The 21,408-nt window shown below is 48.6% G+C and carries 19 protein-coding genes; 16 read left to right on the forward strand and 3 right to left on the reverse strand.

Annotated elements, in window-relative coordinates; all coding sequences use genetic code 11:
• Window positions 1-6: 6 nt before the first annotated feature.
• The 5 genes from rsgA (at window position 7) to gpAD87_RS32105 (ending at window position 2,283) form a co-directional block, all read left to right on the forward strand.
• Window positions 7-924 carry a ribosome small subunit-dependent GTPase A gene (gene rsgA / locus gpAD87_RS04990; protein ID WP_064636617.1) on the forward strand — a complete coding sequence of 306 codons (918 nt, stop codon included), beginning with the start codon at window positions 7-9 and terminating at the stop codon, window positions 922-924.
• Window position 925: 1 nt separating this feature from the next.
• Window positions 926-1,585 (forward strand): ribulose-phosphate 3-epimerase, encoded by a 660-nt coding sequence (gene rpe, locus gpAD87_RS04995; RefSeq protein WP_053784310.1) that lies wholly within the window; start codon window positions 926-928, stop codon window positions 1,583-1,585.
• 2 nt (window positions 1,586-1,587) lie between these two features.
• Window positions 1,588-1,839 carry a hypothetical protein gene (locus gpAD87_RS05000; RefSeq protein ID WP_063565607.1) on the forward strand — a complete coding sequence of 84 codons (252 nt, stop codon included), beginning with the start codon at window positions 1,588-1,590 and terminating at the stop codon, window positions 1,837-1,839.
• 167 nt (window positions 1,840-2,006) lie between these two features.
• The gene (gene spoVM / locus gpAD87_RS05005; RefSeq protein ID WP_019424875.1) at window positions 2,007-2,087 is read left to right on the forward strand and encodes a stage V sporulation protein SpoVM; all 81 of its coding nucleotides are present in this window, start codon (window positions 2,007-2,009) and stop codon (window positions 2,085-2,087) included.
• 1 nt (window position 2,088) lies between these two features.
• Window positions 2,089-2,283, forward strand: a complete 195-nt coding sequence (locus gpAD87_RS32105) for a hypothetical protein (protein WP_064636619.1) — start codon at window positions 2,089-2,091, stop codon at window positions 2,281-2,283.
• Here gpAD87_RS32105 and rpmB read toward each other — a convergent pair whose 3' ends face one another.
• Entirely contained in the window at window positions 2,284-2,472 is a 189-nt protein-coding gene (gene rpmB, locus gpAD87_RS05015; protein ID WP_024631107.1) for a 50S ribosomal protein L28, read from the reverse strand.
• 644 nt (window positions 2,473-3,116) lie between these two features.
• Between rpmB and gpAD87_RS05020 the strand changes: the two genes are divergently transcribed.
• The 9 genes from gpAD87_RS05020 (at window position 3,117) to glsA (ending at window position 15,140) form a co-directional block, all read left to right on the forward strand.
• Entirely contained in the window at window positions 3,117-4,925 is a 1,809-nt protein-coding gene (locus tag gpAD87_RS05020; protein WP_064636621.1) for a DAK2 domain-containing protein, read from the forward strand.
• Window positions 4,926-5,138: 213 nt separating this feature from the next.
• Window positions 5,139-6,002, forward strand: a complete 864-nt coding sequence (locus tag gpAD87_RS05025) for a DegV family protein (RefSeq protein ID WP_064636623.1) — start codon at window positions 5,139-5,141, stop codon at window positions 6,000-6,002.
• 10 nt (window positions 6,003-6,012) lie between these two features.
• Entirely contained in the window at window positions 6,013-8,058 is a 2,046-nt protein-coding gene (gene recG / locus gpAD87_RS05030) for an ATP-dependent DNA helicase RecG (protein WP_064636626.1), read from the forward strand.
• Between the two features lie 114 nt (window positions 8,059-8,172).
• Window positions 8,173-8,460: a stage VI sporulation protein F gene (locus gpAD87_RS05035; protein WP_063565612.1), complete on the forward strand. Its 288-nt coding sequence runs from the start codon at window positions 8,173-8,175 to the stop codon at window positions 8,458-8,460.
• Window positions 8,461-9,504: 1,044 nt separating this feature from the next.
• Window positions 9,505-11,157 carry a sensor histidine kinase gene (locus gpAD87_RS05040; RefSeq protein ID WP_064640750.1) on the forward strand — a complete coding sequence of 551 codons (1,653 nt, stop codon included), beginning with the start codon at window positions 9,505-9,507 and terminating at the stop codon, window positions 11,155-11,157.
• A gap of 10 nt (window positions 11,158-11,167) precedes the next feature.
• Window positions 11,168-11,980, forward strand: a complete 813-nt coding sequence (locus gpAD87_RS05045) for a LytR/AlgR family response regulator transcription factor (protein WP_064636628.1) — start codon at window positions 11,168-11,170, stop codon at window positions 11,978-11,980.
• 120 nt (window positions 11,981-12,100) lie between these two features.
• Window positions 12,101-13,393, forward strand: coding sequence for an L-lactate MFS transporter (locus tag gpAD87_RS05050; protein WP_197521369.1), 1,293 nt, complete (start codon window positions 12,101-12,103; stop codon window positions 13,391-13,393).
• 207 nt (window positions 13,394-13,600) lie between these two features.
• The gene (locus gpAD87_RS05055; RefSeq protein WP_197521370.1) at window positions 13,601-14,083 is read left to right on the forward strand and encodes a GNAT family N-acetyltransferase; all 483 of its coding nucleotides are present in this window, start codon (window positions 13,601-13,603) and stop codon (window positions 14,081-14,083) included.
• Between the two features lie 115 nt (window positions 14,084-14,198).
• A complete protein-coding gene (gene glsA, locus gpAD87_RS05060) occupies window positions 14,199-15,140 on the forward strand; it encodes a glutaminase A (protein WP_064636632.1) in 942 nt (313 codons plus the stop codon).
• 347 nt (window positions 15,141-15,487) lie between these two features.
• Here glsA and gpAD87_RS05065 read toward each other — a convergent pair whose 3' ends face one another.
• Window positions 15,488-15,829, reverse strand: coding sequence for a YolD-like family protein (locus gpAD87_RS05065; protein ID WP_064636634.1), 342 nt, complete (start codon window positions 15,827-15,829; stop codon window positions 15,488-15,490).
• Complete coding sequence (locus gpAD87_RS05070; RefSeq protein ID WP_063565618.1) at window positions 15,826-17,070, reverse strand: DNA polymerase IV; 1,245 nt, start codon at window positions 17,068-17,070, stop codon at window positions 15,826-15,828. The genes gpAD87_RS05065 and gpAD87_RS05070 overlap by 4 nt, the downstream gene beginning before the upstream one ends.
• A gap of 861 nt (window positions 17,071-17,931) precedes the next feature.
• Here gpAD87_RS05070 and gpAD87_RS05075 point away from each other — a divergent pair.
• A complete protein-coding gene (locus gpAD87_RS05075; protein WP_064636636.1) occupies window positions 17,932-20,157 on the forward strand; it encodes a hypothetical protein in 2,226 nt (741 codons plus the stop codon).
• Window positions 20,158-20,183: 26 nt separating this feature from the next.
• Window positions 20,184-21,395 (forward strand): HEAT repeat domain-containing protein, encoded by a 1,212-nt coding sequence (locus gpAD87_RS05080; RefSeq protein ID WP_063565620.1) that lies wholly within the window; start codon window positions 20,184-20,186, stop codon window positions 21,393-21,395.
• Window positions 21,396-21,408: the final 13 nt, after the last annotated feature.

Here is a 21,408-nt window from a genome sequence, read left to right on the forward strand (position 1 = left end):
GGAGCTATGCCAGAAGGTATCATCGTTAAAGCGCTAAGCGGTTACTATTATGTCATGCCACTGGAAGACAGCGGGGTGCCTTCGGTTGAAGGCTCCGCCGTTCAATGCCGGGCCAGAGGTATCTTCAGAAAACGGGGTACTTCACCACTTGTGGGTGACCGAGTTAGCTATATGCTGACAGAGAACGGGGAAGGAACAGTAGATGAGATTCGCAAACGTGAGACGGAGTTAATTCGTCCACCTGTTGCCAATGTAAGCCTGGCTGTTCTGTTATTTTCCGTTAAGGAACCGGACATGAATCTCAATCTGTTGGATAAATTCCTGGTACATATCGAACAAGCTGGACTGGATGCACTGATTGTGCTCACGAAGCAGGACCTAGCTGATCCAGAAAACGATGCCCGTGATACAGTGGCTGAAGTAAAGGCTTTGTATGAGCAAATTGGATATGAAGTTATCTCTACCAGTTCACGAACCGGTGAAGGCAATGAACTGCTCAAGGAGCGTCTTGCCGGCAAGATTAGCGTATTCTCCGGGCAATCCGGTGTAGGTAAATCTTCGATGCTGAATGCCTTGATGCCAGGTCTAACCCTGGAGACCAGTGCAATCAGCATGCGCCTTGGCCGAGGGAAACACACCACCAGGCACGTGGAGCTCATACCACTGGATAATGGTGGCTTTGTCGCCGATACGCCGGGATTCAGCCAACTGGACTTCCTGGAGATTGGTGTGGAGGAGTTATCCACTTGTTTCCGGGAGTTCGCTCAATATGCCGATCAGTGTAAGTTCCGAGGCTGTACCCATACGCACGAACCAGGTTGCCGGGTGCTTGCAGCCAAGGCGGAAGGAATGATCTCCGAAAGCCGTTATAAGCATTACGAACAATTCCTTACAGAAATGAAAGACAAAAAGCGGAGGTATTAATATGATTAAAATTGCCCCATCTATTTTATCTGCGGATTTTGCCCGTCTCGGCGCGGAAGTGGCGGAAGCCCAAGCTGCTGGCGGAGACTGGATTCATGTTGATGTCATGGACGGTCATTTCGTCCCTAATATTACCCTTGGACCTGCGATTGTAAAAGCGATCGCTCCACATACAAGCTTGCCGCTTGATGTGCATTTGATGATTGAGAACCCAGAGCGTTATGTGGAGGAATTTGCAAAAGCTGGCGCGGCTGTCATTACGGTTCATGCTGAGGCTTGTGTGCATCTGCACCGGGTTATTCATCTGATTAAGGAACAGGGAGTTAAAGCAGGGGTTGCCCTTAATCCGGGAACTCCGGCGAGTGCTATTCAGGAGGTGCTGGACGATGTGGATATGGTGCTTGTCATGACCGTAAATCCAGGTTTTGGTGGACAGGCTTTCATCTCTGGCACCATGAACAAAATCAAGCAAATTCGTAGCTGGCTGAACGAAAAAGGACGTCATGACGTGCATATTGAAGTGGATGGCGGTATTGCTGCCGACACGGCTCCGCTTGTGGTTGAAGCTGGCGCGGATGTGCTCGTTGCGGGAAGTGCTGTATTTGGACGTGAAGATCGCGCTGCCGCGATTGCCGAAATTCGCAGTAGTTACGGAGGCTGAGCATGAACCTCAAGGAGACGCTGTGGACAATGGCTGCGAGTCTCGTTACGGGACTGGTGCTTGCTATGTTTGCGGTTATTCAATCCCCATACAATGCGATTACGTCATTGATCGGGGTTGGTGTTGTCATTATGTATTTCCGCAAATTTGACCGTACAGGACTTCGGGTTACTTTTGTGATATTCAGCATACTGTATTACTTATTGAGTGTATTCATGATCGCTGCTTATCAATATATCCCTACTCAAACCTAAATGACCTGATAACCAGGCTCGTCATTGTGGAATAGGGACAGAGGGTTCCGCATAAATATGGTTACATGAGCAGGTTTCTCATGTAGCCTTTTTTGTCGTGTTTAAGGCAAAGAAGGCCTGGAGCATAGGATACGGCGGATGCATGAGCATGATGGGGAGGGTGAAGTATGAAATTTTACACATTCAAACTGCCGAAGTTTTTGGGAGGGTTTGTAAAGGCGATTCTTAATACGTTTCAAAAGAACTGACATGATTAAAAGGTTCCATTGGCGAATACCGCCGCTTTGGCTTCAGGATCATCTGGAATTCGGACCTGCGAAGCGCCATGCGGCGGCCATTCACATGCTGATGTGTGTATTCATGATTTTATTTCTGAATACCAAAAAAGCACCTGCAAGGAACAAGGTGCTTTTTGCTTACCCGATTTATAGTAGCTTTGCGTGATTATACGCGAGTCACTTTACCGGCTTTCAGTGCACGGGTGCTTACGTATACACGTTTTGGTTTACCGTTCACGAGAATGCGGACCTTCTGAACGTTTACGCCCCAAGAACGACGGTTACGGTTGTTAGCGTGGGATACGTGGTTACCGGTGCCCGGTTTCTTACCTGTCACATAACATTTGCGAGACATAGATTACACCTCCTATCCTAAAATAACCAGTTGCCCTAAGGAGACACGAATGCCATTCCAGACGGGCTAAATTGTTCTTCCTGACCACAATGGTCAGGTTCCAGTAGCTAATGGCGTTGTTCAAGCCGGCATAGCCGGATCATTTCCATTACTAAACCTGCATAAAACAATACTTGAATATAATATCATATTGAAAAAAGCTTCGTCAACTGATCCAAAAACTTTATTTATTTCTCCTGTCTAATATAGTACAATGTTGAATAGTCCATAATACAGCGTTGAACAGGCTGTTGCCGCGGGGAAGCCGGAGAAAAAACCGGCCTTAAAGGGTCGGTGGTCTGCTTTTTTGGCAACGCTGTGAGCTGCGGCATTCCATCATTGGCACCAGTCTCCATGCGGCATTCATGCCAGCTCTTGATACCGGTGCATATCCGTATGCCCCGAATTAGGGGTAACAGAGCAATTGCAGGATATCGGTTGCCCGGCCGCCCAGACCGTTAATCCGGCTGACATTATGTATTATTATGCCTGTGCCGGACAAGGTATGGACGAAGAATAACGCGATAAGCGTTTGCGCATGAACAGACCAGATAACATCTTGGTGCAAGATGTTCGTGTATCAAGCTAGGAAGGGGAATTCTCACTTGAGTATACGTTCTTTAAATGGAACAGATTTCACCGCAATGGTACTTGCCGGAGCGGAACAACTTGGACAGCATGCAGAGCACGTCAATTCCCTGAATGTTTTCCCTGTGCCGGATGGTGACACGGGAACGAACATGAATTTGACAATGAGTGCAGGAGTCGCAGAGATTAAACGCAAGAGTTCTGCCTCCATCGGAGAAGCTGCCGGTATTTTATCAAAAGGCCTGCTTATGGGCGCACGGGGGAATTCCGGAGTAATATTATCGCAATTGTTCCGCGGATTCAGTCGTTCAGCTGCTCCTTATGAGGAACTGAATACACTCCAGTTCGCCGCAGCCCTGCAGAACGGTGTGGACGCAGCTTATAAAGCCGTAGTGAAACCCGTTGAAGGGACCATTCTTACCGTAGCCAAGGAAGCGGCGAAACATGCCAGCTACTACGCAAGACGGACGAATGATATAACTGAATTAATGAATGAAGTATTGTTAAAAGCAAAAGAAGCACTGGCAATGACTCCGGAATTGCTGCCTGTATTGAAACAGGTCGGTGTTGTGGATTCAGGCGGTCAGGGGCTTGTATATATTTACGAAGGCTTTATGGACGTTCTGTTGCAAACGGACGGGGCAAGTCGTACATCCTTCCAGAGAGACGTACAACCAATCGTAGCGGCATCTGCATTGAAACCGGCTGCACCGTCAGAAGTGGTTTCTGCGAAGCCTGCACAGCAGGTAATCGTGCCAGAGATGCCAATGTCTGCCCAGGCACGACTGGAAACGGAAGATATTGAGTTCCTGTATGACATGGAGTTCTTTATTAACCGCGAGCTTGGAGAGAACGCAGGTGTTGCATTTGATGACGAAGCATTCCGGAAAGCGTTGTCAGTTAACGGGGATTCCATCATTATTATTGCTGACGATGAAGTGATTAAGGTTCACGTGCATTCCAAGACACCTGGGGATGTATTAAACCTGGCTCTCCGTTATGGCGAAATCACACAAATTCACATTCTCAATATGCGTGAGCAGCATCGTGATCTGCTGACTGCAGGCATGGACATTGCGCCTTCGCCTGAGTTGTTCGCAGAGATTCCGCCTGAAGCGACGCGTAGCGTGGAAAAAGCTGTGCTCCCAGCAGACGAGATGGCACCATATGGTTTTATCGCGGTATCTTCCGGTGACGGCATTGCAGAGATTTTCCAGAGTCTTGGCGTGGATGTTGTTCTGTCTGGTGGACAAACGATGAATCCGAGCACTGAAGATTTTGTGAAAGCGGTGCGTTCGATCGCGGCAGAACAGGTATTTATTTTGCCGAACAACTCCAATATTGTACTTGCTGCGCAGCAGGCTCGGGAACTGCTTGAAGATGAGCGTCGAATTTTTGTGATTCCGAGCAAGACAATCCCTCAGGGTATGGCAGCGGCTTTTGCTTTCCAGGAGGATGAGTCTGCAGAAACCAACCGTGACCATATGCTTGAGGCGATTAGCCGGGTACAGTCCGGTCAAGTGACTCATGCGGTCAGAGATACACAATATGATGAGCTTGATATCAAAGCGGGACACTACATCGGTATCCATAATTCCAAGATCGTGGCAACGGACGAAAGCATGCTGAACGCATGTGAAGGTCTGCTGCAACAGATGATGGAGAGCGGAGATGAAGTGGTGACCATCCTTGAAGGGGACGAGGCTACCCCTGAGATTACCGCTGCGCTTGTCACATGGCTTGAAGAACAATATCCTGATGCTGAGGTAGAGGTGCATCTTGGAGGACAGCCGGTTTATTATTATTTGTTCTCTGTAGAGTCCTAATAGAGGTTGTTCAAAAAGTCCCCAATTGATCACGAAGTAGCCCACGAAGCGAACTCGACATCGAATCTTGCGTTCACCTTCGGAGTCCGGTGCTCATGTAGGTTTGCCTACACTCCGCTCCTCCTCCTTCAGGTTCTCGCAACCTTCTCGGTGCTGAATCGTTAACTTTTTGAACATGCACTAATAGCACTTAAGCAAAGAGGGGGGGATCTGATGAGCCACAAAGTTGCGATCGTAACCGATAGCACGGCAGATATACCGGAAGAACTGATCCGTAAATATGGGATTCAAGTTGTTCCGCTGCGTGTTTTGTTCGGGGAAGAAGCTTATGCAGACGGCGTTGATCTGACTTCGGAACAGTTCTATGCAAAATTGGAGAAGGTATCTGTGCTGCCTACAACCTCACAGCCTTCTCCCACCGATTTTATGAATATCTATAACACACTGTTGGATGATGACCCGGAACGGCCCATTGTATCGATTCATTTGTCTTCCGGCATGAGTGGTACCTATCAATCGGCACTGCTTGGCAAATCGTTGCTGGAACGTGAGGGCGATATAACGGTACTGGATTCGAAGTCTGCATCCTATGGATATGGTTTATTGGTCGTACAGGCTGCCGAGCTTGCCGAACAAGGCAAATCCGCTGCGGAGATCGCTGCGGCTGTAGCAGCCATGCAGCAGAGCCGCAAGCTGTTCTTTCTCGTAGATACATTGGAGTATTTGCAGAAAGGCGGTCGGATTGGCAAAGCTGCGGCCATCTTGGGAACATTGCTGAATATTAAACCGATCTTGTCCATTGATGAGGAAGGCGTTATTTACGCAGTGGAGAAAGTCAGAGGTCACAAAAAAGCCATGGCACGCATTATTGAGCTGTTTCAGCAGGATCTGGCGGGTCAACGTGTTAATCTGGCGGTAGGTCATACCGCAGACCCCGGATCAGCGATCGCTTGTGCAGAGCAATTACGTGGACATTTTACACTGAATGAAGTGGTGTATACCAATATTGGAGCTGTCGTTGGCAGCCATGTTGGGCCTGGCGTAATTGCCATCTTTATGTGGCCTGTTCCGGAATGAGGGATTAGACATGAAATGGGAAGAAATATCGGTTAAACAAATTAGCGGCGTGAGTGCTCTCAAAGAGGGAGAGCTTCACGCCTTTGGCATCTCTACTGTAAAAGACTTGCTTGAATATTATCCGTTCCGTTATGAGGATTATCGGCTGCGTTCGCTCAGTGAAGTGAAGGACGGGGACAAAATTACGGTACAGGGTAAAGTGATGGGCATCCCGGTGTTGCAGCGTTATGGCAAAAAGTCACGCCTTACCTGTAAGGTGATGACGGAAGAATGGATGATTTCAGCCACCTGGTTCAATCGGCATTTTCTGAAAGAACAGCTTACGCCCAATCGGGAGATTGTTATTACGGGGAAATGGGAACAGAAACGTATGCAGATGACCGTAACGGACTCGGAATTCCCGGATAAAGGGGAAGGACGATCGGGCACGCTGCAGCCTGTGTATTCGGTAACCGGCAAGCTAACGCAGTCATGGATGCGCAAAACGATTAATCAGGGGTTAGTCCAATTCGGGGAAATGATCCCCGAAATTTTGCCTCAATCACTCATGAACAAATATGGATTCATGCCTCGCAAACAGGCGATTGCCGGGATTCACCGTCCGCAGGATAACCGGGAAGGCCAGCAGGCCAGACAGCGGATGGTGTATGAGGAGCTATTTTTGTTTCAACTCAAGATGCAGGCGTATCGTGCATTGAACCGGGATCGTATGGATGGTGTAGTGCACACAACGGATAATACGACGATTCGGGAGTTTGTTCGCAGTTTGCCATTTGAACTGACGGATGCACAGAAGAAGGTAGAGCTTGAAATTCTCCATGATATGCGTTCACCGTATTCGATGAATCGATTGCTGCAGGGAGATGTAGGCTCAGGTAAAACGGTTATTGCGGCGATCGCGCTGTATACGACCGTTCGTTCCGGTTTTCAGGGGGCTCTGATGGTCCCTACGGAGATTCTGGCAGAACAGCATATGCGCTCACTGCAAAAGCTGTTTGAACCTTTTGGCGTAACTGTGGGGCTGTTAACGGGCAGTGTGAATGGACGGAAGCGCAAAGATCTGATTGCATCCTTGCAGATGGGGATGATCGATATCGTTGTGGGTACACACGCTTTGATCCAGGAGGATGTATTTTTCCGCGATCTTGGTCTTGTCGTTACGGATGAACAGCATCGCTTCGGTGTGAACCAGCGCAGCATTTTGCGGCGTAAAGGCTATAACCCGGATGTGTTAACGATGACGGCGACGCCGATACCGCGAACGCTTGCCATTACAGCTTTTGGTGATATTGAAGTATCGACCATCTCGGAACGTCCAAAGGGGCGGATTCCTATCTCGACGTACTGGGTCAAGCATGACATGATGGACCGTGTTCTTGGATTTATTTCACGAGAAGTGGACCAGGGACGCCAGGCTTATCTGATCTGTCCGCTCATTGAAGAGTCGGAGAAGCTGGATGTACAGAATGCCATTGACCTGCATATCCAGATGCAGCAGAACTTTCCAAAGTACCGTGTAGGTCTGCTGCATGGACGGATGACGGCTGGCGAGAAGGAAGAGATGATGCGTGACTTTTACAGTAACGAAATTCAGCTTCTGGTCTCTACAACAGTTGTGGAGGTCGGGGTCGATGTACCCAACGCAACGCTGATGGTCATTATGGATGCGGACCGCTTCGGTCTATCGCAGCTGCATCAGCTCCGTGGTCGGGTCGGTCGGGGCGCTCATGCATCCTATTGTGTACTCATTGCAGACCCCAAGACAGAGGTGGGGCAGGAGCGCATGAAGGTCATGACGGAAACCGAAGATGGATTCGAGGTATCCCGTCGAGATCTGGATCTACGGGGACCGGGCGATTTCTTTGGCACCAAGCAAAGTGGATTACCGGAGTTCCGTCTTGCCGACATGGTTGCAGATTTTGCCGTATTGGAGCAGGCGCGAGATGACGTCTCCAGCCTGATTGCCGATGCGAACTTCTGGACCTCTGTTGACTACGCTCCTTTACGTGACTTTTTACAGCAACAGCAAGTATTCCAGGGTGACCTGATCGATTGATTGGGGCTGTGAATGTGTGGTTTTCCACATTTTCCGTGGGAAAATGTCAAGTGTACAAGCCCTCCTGTCATATGAATAAGAAGTGAGTTCATTATTCAGGAGGTGCTGTTCGTTTTGGGTTACCAACAATATGGAATCAGTCCGCAGCTGGTGGAGCGGATCAAAACAAAGATGAAAAATCCCGCTGTCAAAGAGCGTATCAAAAAGTTGATAGATGGGGTCACCAAGTCCGATTTGCAGGATAAGGCGAAGGTGAGAAGGCTGGTCAAGTCGTCAGCGGTCATTTTGAACGAGAATTTTTCTGCGACTCAGGAGGAACAATTTGTTGCTTTTGTTCTTGCGCAGAAGATCGATCCGAACAATACGTTTCATTTGATTAAGTTGTGGGGCATGTTTAGGTAGGGATTCGATGGAATGTGGGGTGGTATAAAATGAACTACAGGGTGTTACACGTGGCCACTCCGAGTGCAGTACCATCTTCCGATCGCTGTTATCCCCGGATTTTTTTGAATTACCCTTTGAAAGGGTAAAATCCGGTGGTAAAGGCGAGCGCTTCGCTTCTCCAGATTGGTTCTGCCCTCTCCGTTACTGTGTAACTGGAAGTTCATTTTATAAAAACCAAATTACATCGAATGTGTATGAAGTAATTTAGTGGATGGGGCGGTCCATAAGTCAGAAATATGACTTATGGACCGCCCTTTTGATTGTTTGAGTCAAGAACAAGTATTTAATGATACTTGAAAAAGCGATTATGCTTAAACAAACTTAGCTATTGCTAGTTGTGAAGGTGGGAATTTTGATGGATTGTGCTTGTGAAGATCCGCTAGTGTCATCCCATCATTCTTTATTCTTAACATAAAAAGGGCTAGTGGCTATTAAAGATGCAATAAATACTAAAATTAAAATGGCATTAGAAGGTACTGTTTCGTATATGTAGTTTTCAACTATTAGTACGAGGATCGAAATACTTAAAATCACTCTCAGCACATGAGCAGACGATCGATTAGGTTTTGGGTACGTTTCGAGATAAAGTAAATGATGTACCACAAACCACTAAAAAGCAGGAATGAACCTACGAGTAGCATTACAAACATTTAAATACACCTTTCTTAAATAAATTTCAGTTTAATTAATTAGCATAATGTTCCAATTAATTATAACACAGTGGATTTCTGGAAGTGGAGTTATATGTGTAGGTAAGTGAAGCTTTGTTGGTAGGGAAGAGAATGGTTTGGAGCAAAATGAATTCCGTATCGTCTGTTCAATAGGTTAGCGACTTTCGGCTACTTCCATTTTCACAGGATCGACTTTGCTTTCCTTCTGGGGGAGCGGTAAACTGTTGCATACGAGCATACATGGATTTCAAGGTGAGGAAAACGCTGCTGCGATAATGGGCGTTTATTTTTGACGGATGTGGAGGAAGTCAGATTGACGGAGATGTTTACGATGCTGCTGGGTTTGTTTGAACGTGCGGCACTGCTGATTATATTTTTATTCTTTCTGTCGAGGATACCGCGGTTTAGACAGATATTGCAAAAGGGAAAATTGAGATGGCAGGAGTACATTGCGGTTACGTTGTTATTCTGTGCATTTGCTATCTTCGGTACCTATACCGGTATTAATGTGGAAGGCTCGCTGGTGAATGTGCGCATTATTGCTGTTATGTCTGGCGGTATTCTGTTCGGGGGGCCTGTGGGCATCATTACCGGGATTGTGTCCGGGGTGCATCGATATTTAATCGATATGGATGGAGTTACGGCGATCCCGTGCCTGATCACGAGTATCCTTGCAGGTCTGGTCTCCGGGTATATACATAAGTATACGCCTAAGTCGAAGCGCTGGATGATCGGTATTGCGGCCGGAATGATCTGTGAGGCGCTTACGATGCTGCTCATCCTGCTGTATTCCTATCCCGATCCACTGGGGGCCGACATTGTCTCGAAGATTGCGCTGCCGATGATATTAGGTGAGGTGAATATTGGGCTAATCGTACTGCTGGTGCAGAGTGTGGAAGGGGAAAAGGAAATGATTGCAGCTCGTCAGGCCAAGCTGGCGCTGGAGATTGCGAACAAGACCTTGCCGTACTTCCGTTCCATTGATGAAGACTCCCTGCGTACGATCTGCCGGATTATTCAGGAGGATATTCAGGCTGATGCGGTTGCGATTACGGATACCCGAAATGTACTGGCTTATGTGGGATTTGGTGAGGAACGATATCACATCGGTAATGAAATTATTAGTGAGATGACGAAGAAGACGATCTCCAGCGGAGAGATTACGATCAGCAATGATGTAATTGACGAAAAAACGCCGGATATCCACTCTCTCCTCATCATTCCGCTTAAAGAGCGTGGCGAAGTGACGGGTGCCCTGAAAATCTATTACCGCAAAGCGTACAAGATTACGTATCCTTTGCAAACGATGGCTGTGGGCCTGTCCCAGATTATTTCCACCCAGATGGAAGTATCACGTGTGGAGGAGATCAAGGCTGCGGCCAATAAAGCGGAGCTGCGTGCATTGCAGACCACAATCCATCCTCATTTTCTATTCAATGCGCTGAACGCGATTGCCTCATCGATTCGCACCAAGCCGGATAGGGCGCGTGAGCTGATTGTGAATCTGTCTGGATATATGCGTTATAACCTGGAGCTATCGGATGAGCTTATTGATATTCACAAAGAGCTGGAGCAGGTCCGCAATTATGTGGAAATCGAGAAGGCGCGCTTCGGCAGCAGGCTTAACGTCATCTATGATATTGATGAGGTGGCTGTGCATATTCCAAGTCTGGTCATTCAGCCGCTTGTGGAAAATGCCATTATCCACGGTATCCTCAAGGTAAAAGGACCCGGGACCGTACGGATTCGGGTACAGGACTATCCTGACTTTGTGCGAATTGGGGTCAGTGATACAGGAGCAGGCATTGGAGCCGATATTATTGAGCGTGTATACCATGACCGGATGCCTGCCAACCAGATCGGGTTGTACAACGTGCATCGTCGGGTGAAGCTCATTTATGGACAAGGGTTAACGATTACACGGCTGGAGCAAGGAACCGATATTTTATTTGATGTACCCAAAGGAGATGTATTAACAAGGTGATGAACGGTCGATGAGAGCCCTTATTGTTGAAGATGAAATTCCGGCATGTGAGGAACTGAATTACTTGATACAGGAACATAGCCAAATTGAAGTGGTAGATTGTCTGGAAGATGGACTGGATGTGCTGAAGTTTCTGCAGGAGCAGGAAGTCGACGTTATTTTTCTTGATATAAATATCCCTTCGCTGGACGGCATGATGCTGGCACATCATATTGGAAAGTTTGCGAGCAAGCCATATATCGTATTCACAACGGCTTATAAGGAGCATGCGGCTGAAGCGTTTGAGCTGGAGGCGTTTGACTATATTCTGAAGCCCTATGATGAGAAACGAATTGCCGCGATGCTGAATAAACTCGAAACGGCGTTCAAACGGGATCATGAGCAGGAGAAACGTGAACATGGCAGTGACGATGGGCAGGCTCACAATGCGGCTCAAGCCAACGATGAATGGTCTGCATCAAATATGCAGGCGCGTGAATCCAATACCCAGACGGAACGACGCATTAACCTGCTGCGCAATGACAATATTATTGTGACAGACACCGCCGATATTTATTATGCGGAAGCTCAAGAGAAAGTTACGAAGGTGTATACCAAAAACGGTGAGTTTACCATGCCGGTCAGTATTTCGGATTTTCACGGTCGATTACCGCTGGAAACCTTTTTCCGCTGCCATCGTTCTTACGTCGTGAATTTGTCTCAAATTCGTGAAATTGTGCCTTGGTTTAACAATACGTACCTGCTTCGTTTGCGTGATCTGGAGGCTGAAGTACCGGTTAGCCGGGGCAAAGTCAAAGAATTCAGGCAGCTCATGCGCATCTAGAGGCATTTCATTCCGCATCTGATGCAACTCATGCTCAAATCGGTGTAATGAATCCCCTTTCATGTATGATTAGCTTGTGAACGCATTCATATATATGACATCGGCAAAGGGGAGATCACGATGAAAGCAGCTATTTCATCCGCACCTAATTCAGCATCTACAACTATGAAAATGAACCGCTGGCTTATTGTACTGGGAACCATTATTGTACAAATGGGTCTCGGAACCATCTACACCTGGAGTTTATTTAATCAACCGTTGTCTGATCGTTTCGGATGGGACGTCAGCTCGGTCGCGATAACATTTTCGATTACCAGCTTTGCTTTGGCATTTGCCACACTATTTGCGGGCCGACTGCAAGAACGCTGGGGACTTCGTCGCCTGATTCGGGTAGCCGGAGTTGTGCTTGGTCTGGGACTCGTGCTCAGTTCTCAAGTGAGTTCGTTGACACTACTCTACATCCTGGCCGGATTTGTGGTTGGATTCGCGGATGGTACGGCGTACATTACTTCCCTGTCCAACCTGATCAAGTGGTTCCCTGAGCGAAAAGGTCTGATCTCAGGTATTTCGGTCGGGGCCTTTGGTACAGGCAGTCTGTTGTTCAAATACGTGAACTCGGCATTAATCGGTGCTGTTGGTCCTGCTCAAGCTTTTATGTACTGGGGCATTATTGTGTTGGTATTGATCGTGGGTGGCTCGTTCCTGATCCGTGAAGCGGTTGTCCGTGAACAAGCTCCGGCAGTAAGCAGCACAGACGGTGGGAAGCAACAAGTAACACGTCATGATTATACGGTCAAAGAAATGCTGCGCACGAAAGAAGCGTATATGCTGTTCGTTATTTTCTTCACGGCCTGTATGAGTGGACTGTATCTGATCGGTATTGTGAAAGACATCGGTGTGCAGTTGGCAGGTCTTAATGTGGCTACGGCGGCCAATGCGGTGGCGATGGTTGCGATCTTTAACACCGCTGGACGTATCATTCTGGGGGCGCTGTCGGATAAAGTAGGACGAATGAAAGTTATTGCCGGAGCACTGTTGGTTACGGCTGTTGCCGTAATGACGCTGAGCCTGGTACCGCTGAGCTTTGGCATCTTCTTCGCCTGTGTAGCCGCTATCGCATTCTGTTTCGGTGGCAATATCACGGTCTTCCCGGCGATTGTGGCAGATTACTTTGGACTGAAAAATCAGAGCAAAAACTACGGAGTCATCTATCAGGGATTTGGATTTGGTGCCTTGGCTGGATCGTTTATCAGCGCCATGCTGGGTGGATTCCATCTTACCTTTATTGTGATCGCTGTACTGTGTGCCATCTCGCTCTTGCTGGCGTTGATTATTACGCCTCCGGGTCAAGGACGTCGTACACGTCAACGTGAACAGCAGATGAATCTTAACCCTTCATCCCGGGCAAGCTGATCGTAGTGGGGACGAAGTTCTATTTTATAAAAAGCAAGCTGGGCGGTTTCCTACGGAGGCCGCTTTTTTGGTACCTGCTGGACCCGATAGGAATGAGACTTTTGTACATGAAGTGGTTGTGTGCAATGCATACTTGGCTTCTGGTATACTCTAGGTGAAATAAAAAGAGCAAGTCCTTATTAGCCATTTGGAGGAGGTATGTACGTCATGAATTTCTTGAAATATGCACCATCTGATTTTGCTGATTATTATGCACTTGTGTCCAATATTGAAGTCATGCAACAGATTACCGAACGTGCTCTGCCTGAGCATGAAGCTACGGCGGAATTTGAATCCATGCTGAATTATAATCTCGGCAACAATTGTGGCTATTATCGAATATCTGGTGAAGATGGGGTAGGAATGGCCTACGCCAAACTGATCCCGGATGAATCCGATCCGTCCCGGGCGGAAATGGGTTACATGATTCTGCCGGAGCATTGGGGGAAAGGACACGGGACTTCCATCGCAGCTCGGCTGATTATTCAGGCACAGGCGGCGGGAATTGGTGTACTCTATGCGGTTATCGATCCGTCCAATGCGGCATCACGTCGAATATTGCTCAGACAGAACTTTGTATCTACATGGGTTGGGGATTATCAGGGGTTACCCGGCGAGATTCTGGAGCTGAATCTTCAGGTGAAGCGGTAAGGGATCAGGCTTTTGCGGGTAATCATACTATATCGGGCATTTTGCATCACTTTAATGGGAAATTGTCATTCGGAGGCATGCGAAATGCTCATACAGAGATTTGGAGGAGATGGAGATGAGCAATGCTGCAATGGAACGTCTGAACCAGTTGCTGCCGGAATGGCTGGAGACCAGCCGTCTGCACACCGGACAGGGGAAAGTAGCCTCTTATATTCCCGAGTTATTCAAGGCCTCACAGGACGAACTGGGTATACATATCATGAACGCCGAAGGCAATCATGTGTCAGCCGGAGATTGTGGTGTCCCGTTTACGATGCAAAGTATCTCCAAGGTATTTACACTCATTCTGGCCCTGATGGATCATGGGGAGGAAGCGGTCTTTTTTAATGTAGGAAAAGAACCTACCGGCGATGATTATGATTCCATGATCAAGCTTGAACTGGTCGAACCGGGCATTCCGTTTAATCCATTGATCAATGCGGGCGCGATCACGGTATCGTCCTTGATTGCCGGGGATTGTAAAGAGGAGAAGTCACGGCGCATTTTGGAATTTTTCCGCAAGCTCGCGAATAATGAGCGGCTGGACTATAACGAGGCGGTATATCGGTCCGAATCGGAGACAGGCCATCTGAACCGCTCGCTTGGTTATTTTCTGAAGCACAATGGTGTGCTCAAGGATGACGTCGAAGATGTGCTTGCCGTCTATTTCCGCCATTGCTCCATCGAGGTGACTTGTGCAGACCTGGCCCGTATGTCACTGGTGCTTGCTTATGACGGGACAGATCCGATCACCGGGATTGAGCTTATTCCTCGTCGTTATGTGCAGATCGCCAAAACGTTCATGACTACCTGCGGTATGTATAATGCATCAGGCGAATTCGCGATTCAGGTCGGGTTGCCTGCCAAGAGTGGAGTGTCGGGTGGAATTCTGACTCTGGTTCCAGGCCAGTTTGGCATCGGTCTTGTAGGTCCGGCTCTGAATCGGAAAGGAAACAGCATTGCAGGCGTGCATCTGCTTGAGCGTCTTTCCAGAGAATTTGACTGGAGTTTGTTCTAACGAAGTCATCCCCTTACCCTCCTGAGTAGCCGATGAATCACCAATTCGTCCTTTTGCTTCTTTGGAACGAAATAGTCCGATAGGAATGTGGCTTGTTGGCTACTTCAGTCTTGGTTCAGATCCCGTAGGAAAAGGGTCCTGCATAGCAATGGCCATGCTGCATCTATTCCGGTACACCCGCAACGCTGGGGTGAATTCGGGATGCTCCCTTTATATCAAGTTCATTCGCCTCGGGAGCGAAATATGGTAAACCAAAAAAAAGCTTCACTCCTTAAGATATGGTTCATATTGACGAGTCAAACACCCAGAAAAGTAAGGCTGTCTGACGTCTGGGTCTTTGGCGCGCATCATTCATTCGCGAGTACCACATCCGTAATAAGATTCATCTGAATGTCCCGAGTCCCACTCTCCATCAGCAGCTTAAGGGTACGGGCAGGGGAGTCCAATCGGAGCACCTGTCCGGTAAAGCGGATATCATCATGTTCATGGAACAGGGTGATGGTGACTGTATCCCCGAGCAGCATGGAGTTACTAAGCAAACGTGACATTTCTTCCGCTGCCTGGGCATCCAGAGATGGACGGGTACGGGGAGCAAGTTGTTCCTGATGAATGATGTAGGCTTCCCGGTGTTCGGGAAGCATCATGCGCGACGACTCAAAAATCCCGTTTTGCTGTAATTTTTTACTCATTTATAGTGACCTCCAATTTTATGAGAACGGTCTTGTGCCTGCGCAGACGAGCAGAGCGAGGAGGCACGCATAATCGCGGTTTCTCCGAACTTGCGCTTGATGTCATCCGTGGCACGTTCTAGTTCTCTTTTGCGTTCGCGGTCATCGAACCAGGATAGCTGTACCTCGGAATCGGGCACAAGTCCAGTCAATGACACGCTGATGCGGCGAATGGGTAATCCGTCCCAATGGCGCAGAAACAGAGCTGCTGCCGCATCGTATACTTCATCGGTGATGTTGGTAGGTTCATTGACCTTCATCTGGCGGGAGAAGCCGGTTGGACGATCGTAATCCTGCCCCCGACATCCTACAGAGACGACATTGCCCATGAGCGATTTGTCCCGGGAACGCCGGCTGACCAGCTCCGCCAGTTCGAGCAGCACCACTTTGATGTCTTCCCACGATTCATAGTCCCGAGGCAATGTCATCTGATGTCCAATGCCCTGCTGCTGGTGAGCATATGTCCCGGGTTTTACCGGAGAATCATCGATCCCGCGGGCAATACGCCACAGTACCTCACCATTTACACCCCAACGCTCTCTCAGCCGGGACAATGGAGTCTGCGCTAGATCCCCAATCGTATGAATCCCCATCTTATAGAGATGCTGCCCCATCCGGGAACCGACCATAAACATGTCTCGAACAGGCTTTTTCCACAATGTTGTCTGCACGTCCTTGCGGGGCAATGTATAGATGCCTCCGGGGACTTTTTTGGCATACAGGTCACAGGCCATCTTGCTGACAACCTTAGTGTCGCTGATGCCGACGCGGATATAGACGCCAGTCTCTTCCATAACCCTGTCCTGAATGCTGCGGGCAATCGTTTCGGGACTGCCGAACAGATCTAAACTTCCGGTGACATCCAGAAACTGTTCGTCAATGCTATACGGTTCAACCAGATCGGTATAGGACTGAAGGATACGGGTAATGTGTAGGGAAACACGAATATATTCGGCCATCCGGGGACGAATGACGACAACATCGGGGCATTTGGCAAGAGCCTCACCCAGCCGTTCTGCTGTAGTAATCCCATAGGACTTAGCGAGTGGGCAGGCTGCCAGAATAATGCCTGAACGGCGTGCAGGATCTCCCGCAACAACAAGCGGACGGTCTCTGTATTCAGGATGTGCAGACTTCTCCACACTGGCATAAAATGACTGGCAATCGGCCAGCATAATGACACGTCCGTCTTTGCGGGGCATAGTATTTCTCTCCTTTTATTCATGATTCGGCTGCTTCTGTGCAGTGATGGGATTCATTCAGCCAACGTTATTTTACAGTTTATTTACAGTATGGAACAAGTGTTCCTGTTTTATAAGCATATCCGACAATGACAGATGCGGCAACCGGAATTATTTTGCAAATTGGACACAATTATTGGATGGACCTATTAGAGTCAAAATTTAGGAAAAAAGATGTATTTTTTTACATTTCGTGTAAGAGATCCGTGACTTCCGGGTGATGACCGGGTGTTCATTGGGCTTTATGTAAAAGTAATATAAATGGGCACAGTCCTATAGGGGGGGACTGATGTCCTTTTTTCATTTTCTGCACTTTTCAGAAAACCTTGATAGGACGCGGGTTTTCAAGGATACGTTATCGGACTATAGTATCAATTTTGTAATCTTTATGGTTAATACTGTAAAAATGTCCGCAACTTTAAAATATCATTAGCGTTTAATGGGGTAAGCGTTCAAGCGGAAACAGATCTCGCAATCCGCGTTGCATATAACAATAACGGGTAGAGATGTGCAAGCCTGGAAGAACCTCAAACGGACGGTTAAAGTGGCATATATTCGTGTCCATGGGACATAAGAGCAAGAAGGGCTCATGGATGCTAGTTGATGGCGCATTTTACGAATTATGGGCAGAATGTTGCAGTTCACGTTTGCTTCCAACAGCCTAGTTACAAATGCAGAGTCTTAGAGCTATAGTGAGAACTACACCGCTGACATCTCTACCCAAAGCGGACATCCGATGCGGGATTTCCCGCAGACCTTCATGTCATTTAAGATCCGCAGATGAAGCAGGATGCATACTAGAGAGGTGAGCAATCAAGAGCCATGAGCAGACGAAGACGAAGACGTTGGTTGCTAACGATGCTGACAGGAGCGGCCGTAGTGACAGGCGGAATATTTGCCGGCTGGCACTATATGCAACCCCAGCTCGTTACGTACACAGCTGATAATGGCACGGAGATGAAATTCAAGACCGATGGAGACCGGTTCATGGAATATGGACCCGATGGCTCATGGCAGGAGATGTTCGTGAAAGGTGTGAACCTGGGTGCTACATCACCAGGACATTACCCGGGCGAATTTCCGTTGACCAAAGAGGATTACTTGAAGTGGTTCCAGCAGATTGAGGATCTGGGGGCCAATGTAATCCGGGTGTACACGGTACATGAGCCGATTTTTTATACCGCATTGGTTGAGTATAACCGTGGCCGGGAGCAACCGTTATATTTTATACAGGGCATATGGTCGCCGGAAGAAGAGTTGATCGAAAAGCAGGATGCCTATGCTGACCATATTGAGCAGACGTTCAAGCAGGAGATTGAAAAGGCGGTATCGGCTGTATATGGGAATGCGGACATTCCCGATAAACCGGGAGAGTCAAGCGGCAAATACAAGACGAATGCCGGGAAATATCTGATGGCTTGGCATGTGGGGACCGAGTGGGACCCCTCGATGGTGAACAACACGAATGAGAGCCATCCCGATGTGCCGCAGTACAAAGGCGTTCATTTTTCCGGGACGCAGGATGCATCACCGTTCGAGAATTGGCTGGCTGAGCTGCTGGACTATACCGCCGTATTGGAGAAGAAATACGGGTGGGAGCATCCAATGACCTTCACGAACTGGGTAACAACCGATGTGTTGGATCATCCGGGCGAGCCATTGTTCGAAGAGGATTTGGTTAGTGTGGATGCGCGTCATATTCAACCGGAAGAGTGGCAGGGCGGATATTTTGCAGCATACCATGTGTACCCTTATTACCCGGACTTGTTCCATACGGACCAGACACTCCAGACGATCAAGGATGAGAACGGCGAGTACAACACGTACAAAAGTTATCTGCGCAAGCTCAAAGCCGAGTTTTCCGATATGCCTGTAATGATTACAGAGTACGGTGTACCGTCTTCGCTTGGAATCTCCCATCTCGGTATGGGAGGTCGGGATCAGGGCGGACATAACGAGGTCGAGCAGGGCGAGATCGACGCATCGCTGACTCAGGATATTTATGATGAAGGGTATGCGGGAGCGATTTTGTTCATGTGGCAGGATGAGTGGTTCAAAAAAACCTGGAACACGATGCCGCTGGAAATTCCGGCTGATCGGCGGGCCTACTGGCTGAACGTGCTGACGAATGAGAAGATGTTCGGTCTGCTCGCCATGGACCCCGGTAAGCAGGAACAGCTGACCATCGACGGGAAGCTGGATGACTGGAATGCGCTGAAGAAGGAAGAGGTCACCGTCTGGCAAGGCAAGGTAGATGGCATCAAGGAAATGAAAATGACCCATGATGAAGCCTACCTGTACATTGGCATGACGCTGGATCAACCTTTTGACCCGGACCAGACCTTGCTGCGCATCGGAACGGATACGCTGGATGGCGGCAATCAGCCGGGTACGAGACTTCCGGATCGAACGCTGAGTGACGGACTCGAAACAGTGATTACATTGGGACAGGATGATGAATCACAAGTGGAGATCGCCAAGGACTATGACTTTAACCAGCGCCTCTATGGCAAGGACGGTTACGGGATGCTGCCCGAGGAGCAAGAGAATGCGGCAGATCCATTCCATCCATGGAACCTGGGGGTCAGCCTGCGGATGACCCCACCGGATACCCGGTCCGCCCAACCGTTCATGAATGAGAAGGTCGGTACGTTGAAACGGGGAACGACAGCTCCGGATCAGTCCGATACCGATTCGTTAACCGCCTGGCAATATAACGGTAATCAGGTCGAGATGCGTATTCCATGGATGCTGCTTGGATTCGGTGACCCAAGTTCACTGCAAGCGATCAAGTATGGAGCGCTGAAAGGTGGGCGGGAATTCGAAACCGTCGCAGTCAAAGGTGTGACCCTGATTCCGTGGCTAATGGATCGTTCTACTGGAAATATCTCTTGGCCTGGTGGTGAACAGAAGACACTGGATGTGAAGACATTGCCTATATACAGCTGGCAGCCCTGGGAGCAGGTACAGTACAGTGAACGACTGAAACTGAGCTACGAGGAAATGAAGAAACGGTATGAACAAATTCCAAGTTTTCAGACCGAATAAATGAGTATAAAGGAGGACCTTTTCACATGTTTCCGAATTTGGCTTTGGCTTATCTATTTCTATACATCTGTACGGCGCTCGTCGCTGTGGGTGTAATCCTGCTGTTTGCCATGAAAATGTCCCACAACGGCAAACGGCGCAAGATTGAGTTTTATAAATTAAAGCAGCGTGACTACTTTACGTATCTGCAGACGGCGCTGACAGAGGACAGTCCCCTGAGATTGCCACCTGGGAAGTTGGCCCCACTCGAGCGTCGGGTCATCCAGAGCAAACTTATTGAATGGATTGATCAGTTCAAGGGCGAGTATCGCAACAAATTAATTGTACTTTGCCGTGAAGCCGGATTTGTAGAGCATGATCTGAAGGAACTGAGTCGTATTCGTTACGGACGCCAGATTGATGCAGCTTATCGATTGGGCGGCATGCGTTGTCCAGAGGCCGTTCCAGGCTTGATGGAATTGCTTAAGGAAGAAAAACCTGGTCCGATGGCAATTATGATTGGTCGTTCGATCGCAAGATGTACCATCCGTCAGGGTGAACTGAAAGATATGCTCGCGTTGCTGTTAACCAAAGGAAAATCGATTCATCATCTGGCAGCAGATATTTTGCTCGAAACCAGTCTGGATACAAGCAGAATTCTGATTGAGTTGCTGGAAGATCGCAATCCTGACTTTGTCAAAGTGGGATTGGTTGCGATGTGGGGACAAGCTGTACCAGAAGTGATGCCTGCACTCGACAGACTTGTTGGCGCAGAACATCAGGATGTACGGGCAGAAGCGGTGAAGCTATATCTTAGCGCAAGTCCGGCACTTCAGGACGAGACCATTCTGAAGCTCATGCAGGATTCGGACCCGGAGGTGCGTGCCGAAGTGGTGCAGGCGCTCGGTTCGAAACATGCGGCAGGCAGCATTCCACTGCTGCGCAAAGCGCTGCGTGATGAAGATTGGGGAGTACGCTATAACAGTGCTGAGAGCCTTGGCAAGCTGGGTGAACCGGGATTTGAAGCCTTGTGTCAGGCGGCTGTGGAGGGCACAGGTGCTGAACGGGAAATTGCAATGCAGCAGATTGAGAGTACGATGCAGCACTCAGGAACAGACCACAAAGCCGTTGACCAGATGATTGCACATAACAAAAAAAGGCTGCTGTATGATCGGTACTTCGGTCCCGTACGTGGGAACCGGATAACAAGCAAGAAACGTACAGGTGTGGCTGCGGTAGGAGGGGATTACACTGCTTAGAGATCTACTATTA

This window comes from Paenibacillus sp. AD87 (genome assembly GCF_001659845.1).
GTDB lineage: Bacteria > Bacillota > Bacilli > Paenibacillales > Paenibacillaceae > Paenibacillus > Paenibacillus marchantiae.

What these genes read in the sequence shown, in the direction of transcription:
- rsgA (WP_064636617.1), top strand. Translation starts at nt 7, where the DNA reads ATGCCAGAAGGTATCATCGTTAAAGCGCTAAGCGGTTACTATTATGTC.
- rpe (WP_053784310.1), top strand. Translation starts at nt 926, where the DNA reads ATGATTAAAATTGCCCCATCTATTTTATCTGCGGATTTTGCCCGTCTC.
- gpAD87_RS05000 (WP_063565607.1), top strand. Translation starts at nt 1,588, where the DNA reads ATGAACCTCAAGGAGACGCTGTGGACAATGGCTGCGAGTCTCGTTACG.
- spoVM (WP_019424875.1), top strand. Translation starts at nt 2,007, where the DNA reads ATGAAATTTTACACATTCAAACTGCCGAAGTTTTTGGGAGGGTTTGTA.
- gpAD87_RS32105 (WP_064636619.1), top strand. Translation starts at nt 2,089, where the DNA reads ATGATTAAAAGGTTCCATTGGCGAATACCGCCGCTTTGGCTTCAGGAT.
- rpmB (WP_024631107.1), bottom strand. Translation starts at nt 2,472, where the DNA reads ATGTCTCGCAAATGTTATGTGACAGGTAAGAAACCGGGCACCGGTAAC.
- gpAD87_RS05025 (WP_064636623.1), top strand. Translation starts at nt 5,139, where the DNA reads ATGAGCCACAAAGTTGCGATCGTAACCGATAGCACGGCAGATATACCG.
- recG (WP_064636626.1), top strand. Translation starts at nt 6,013, where the DNA reads ATGAAATGGGAAGAAATATCGGTTAAACAAATTAGCGGCGTGAGTGCT.
- gpAD87_RS05040 (WP_064640750.1), top strand. Translation starts at nt 9,505, where the DNA reads ATGCTGCTGGGTTTGTTTGAACGTGCGGCACTGCTGATTATATTTTTA.
- gpAD87_RS05045 (WP_064636628.1), top strand. Translation starts at nt 11,168, where the DNA reads ATGAGAGCCCTTATTGTTGAAGATGAAATTCCGGCATGTGAGGAACTG.
- gpAD87_RS05050 (WP_197521369.1), top strand. Translation starts at nt 12,101, where the DNA reads ATGAAAGCAGCTATTTCATCCGCACCTAATTCAGCATCTACAACTATG.
- gpAD87_RS05055 (WP_197521370.1), top strand. Translation starts at nt 13,601, where the DNA reads ATGAATTTCTTGAAATATGCACCATCTGATTTTGCTGATTATTATGCA.
- glsA (WP_064636632.1), top strand. Translation starts at nt 14,199, where the DNA reads ATGAGCAATGCTGCAATGGAACGTCTGAACCAGTTGCTGCCGGAATGG.
- gpAD87_RS05065 (WP_064636634.1), bottom strand. Translation starts at nt 15,829, where the DNA reads ATGAGTAAAAAATTACAGCAAAACGGGATTTTTGAGTCGTCGCGCATG.
- gpAD87_RS05070 (WP_063565618.1), bottom strand. Translation starts at nt 17,070, where the DNA reads ATGCCCCGCAAAGACGGACGTGTCATTATGCTGGCCGATTGCCAGTCA.
- gpAD87_RS05075 (WP_064636636.1), top strand. Translation starts at nt 17,932, where the DNA reads ATGAGCAGACGAAGACGAAGACGTTGGTTGCTAACGATGCTGACAGGA.
- gpAD87_RS05080 (WP_063565620.1), top strand. Translation starts at nt 20,184, where the DNA reads ATGTTTCCGAATTTGGCTTTGGCTTATCTATTTCTATACATCTGTACG.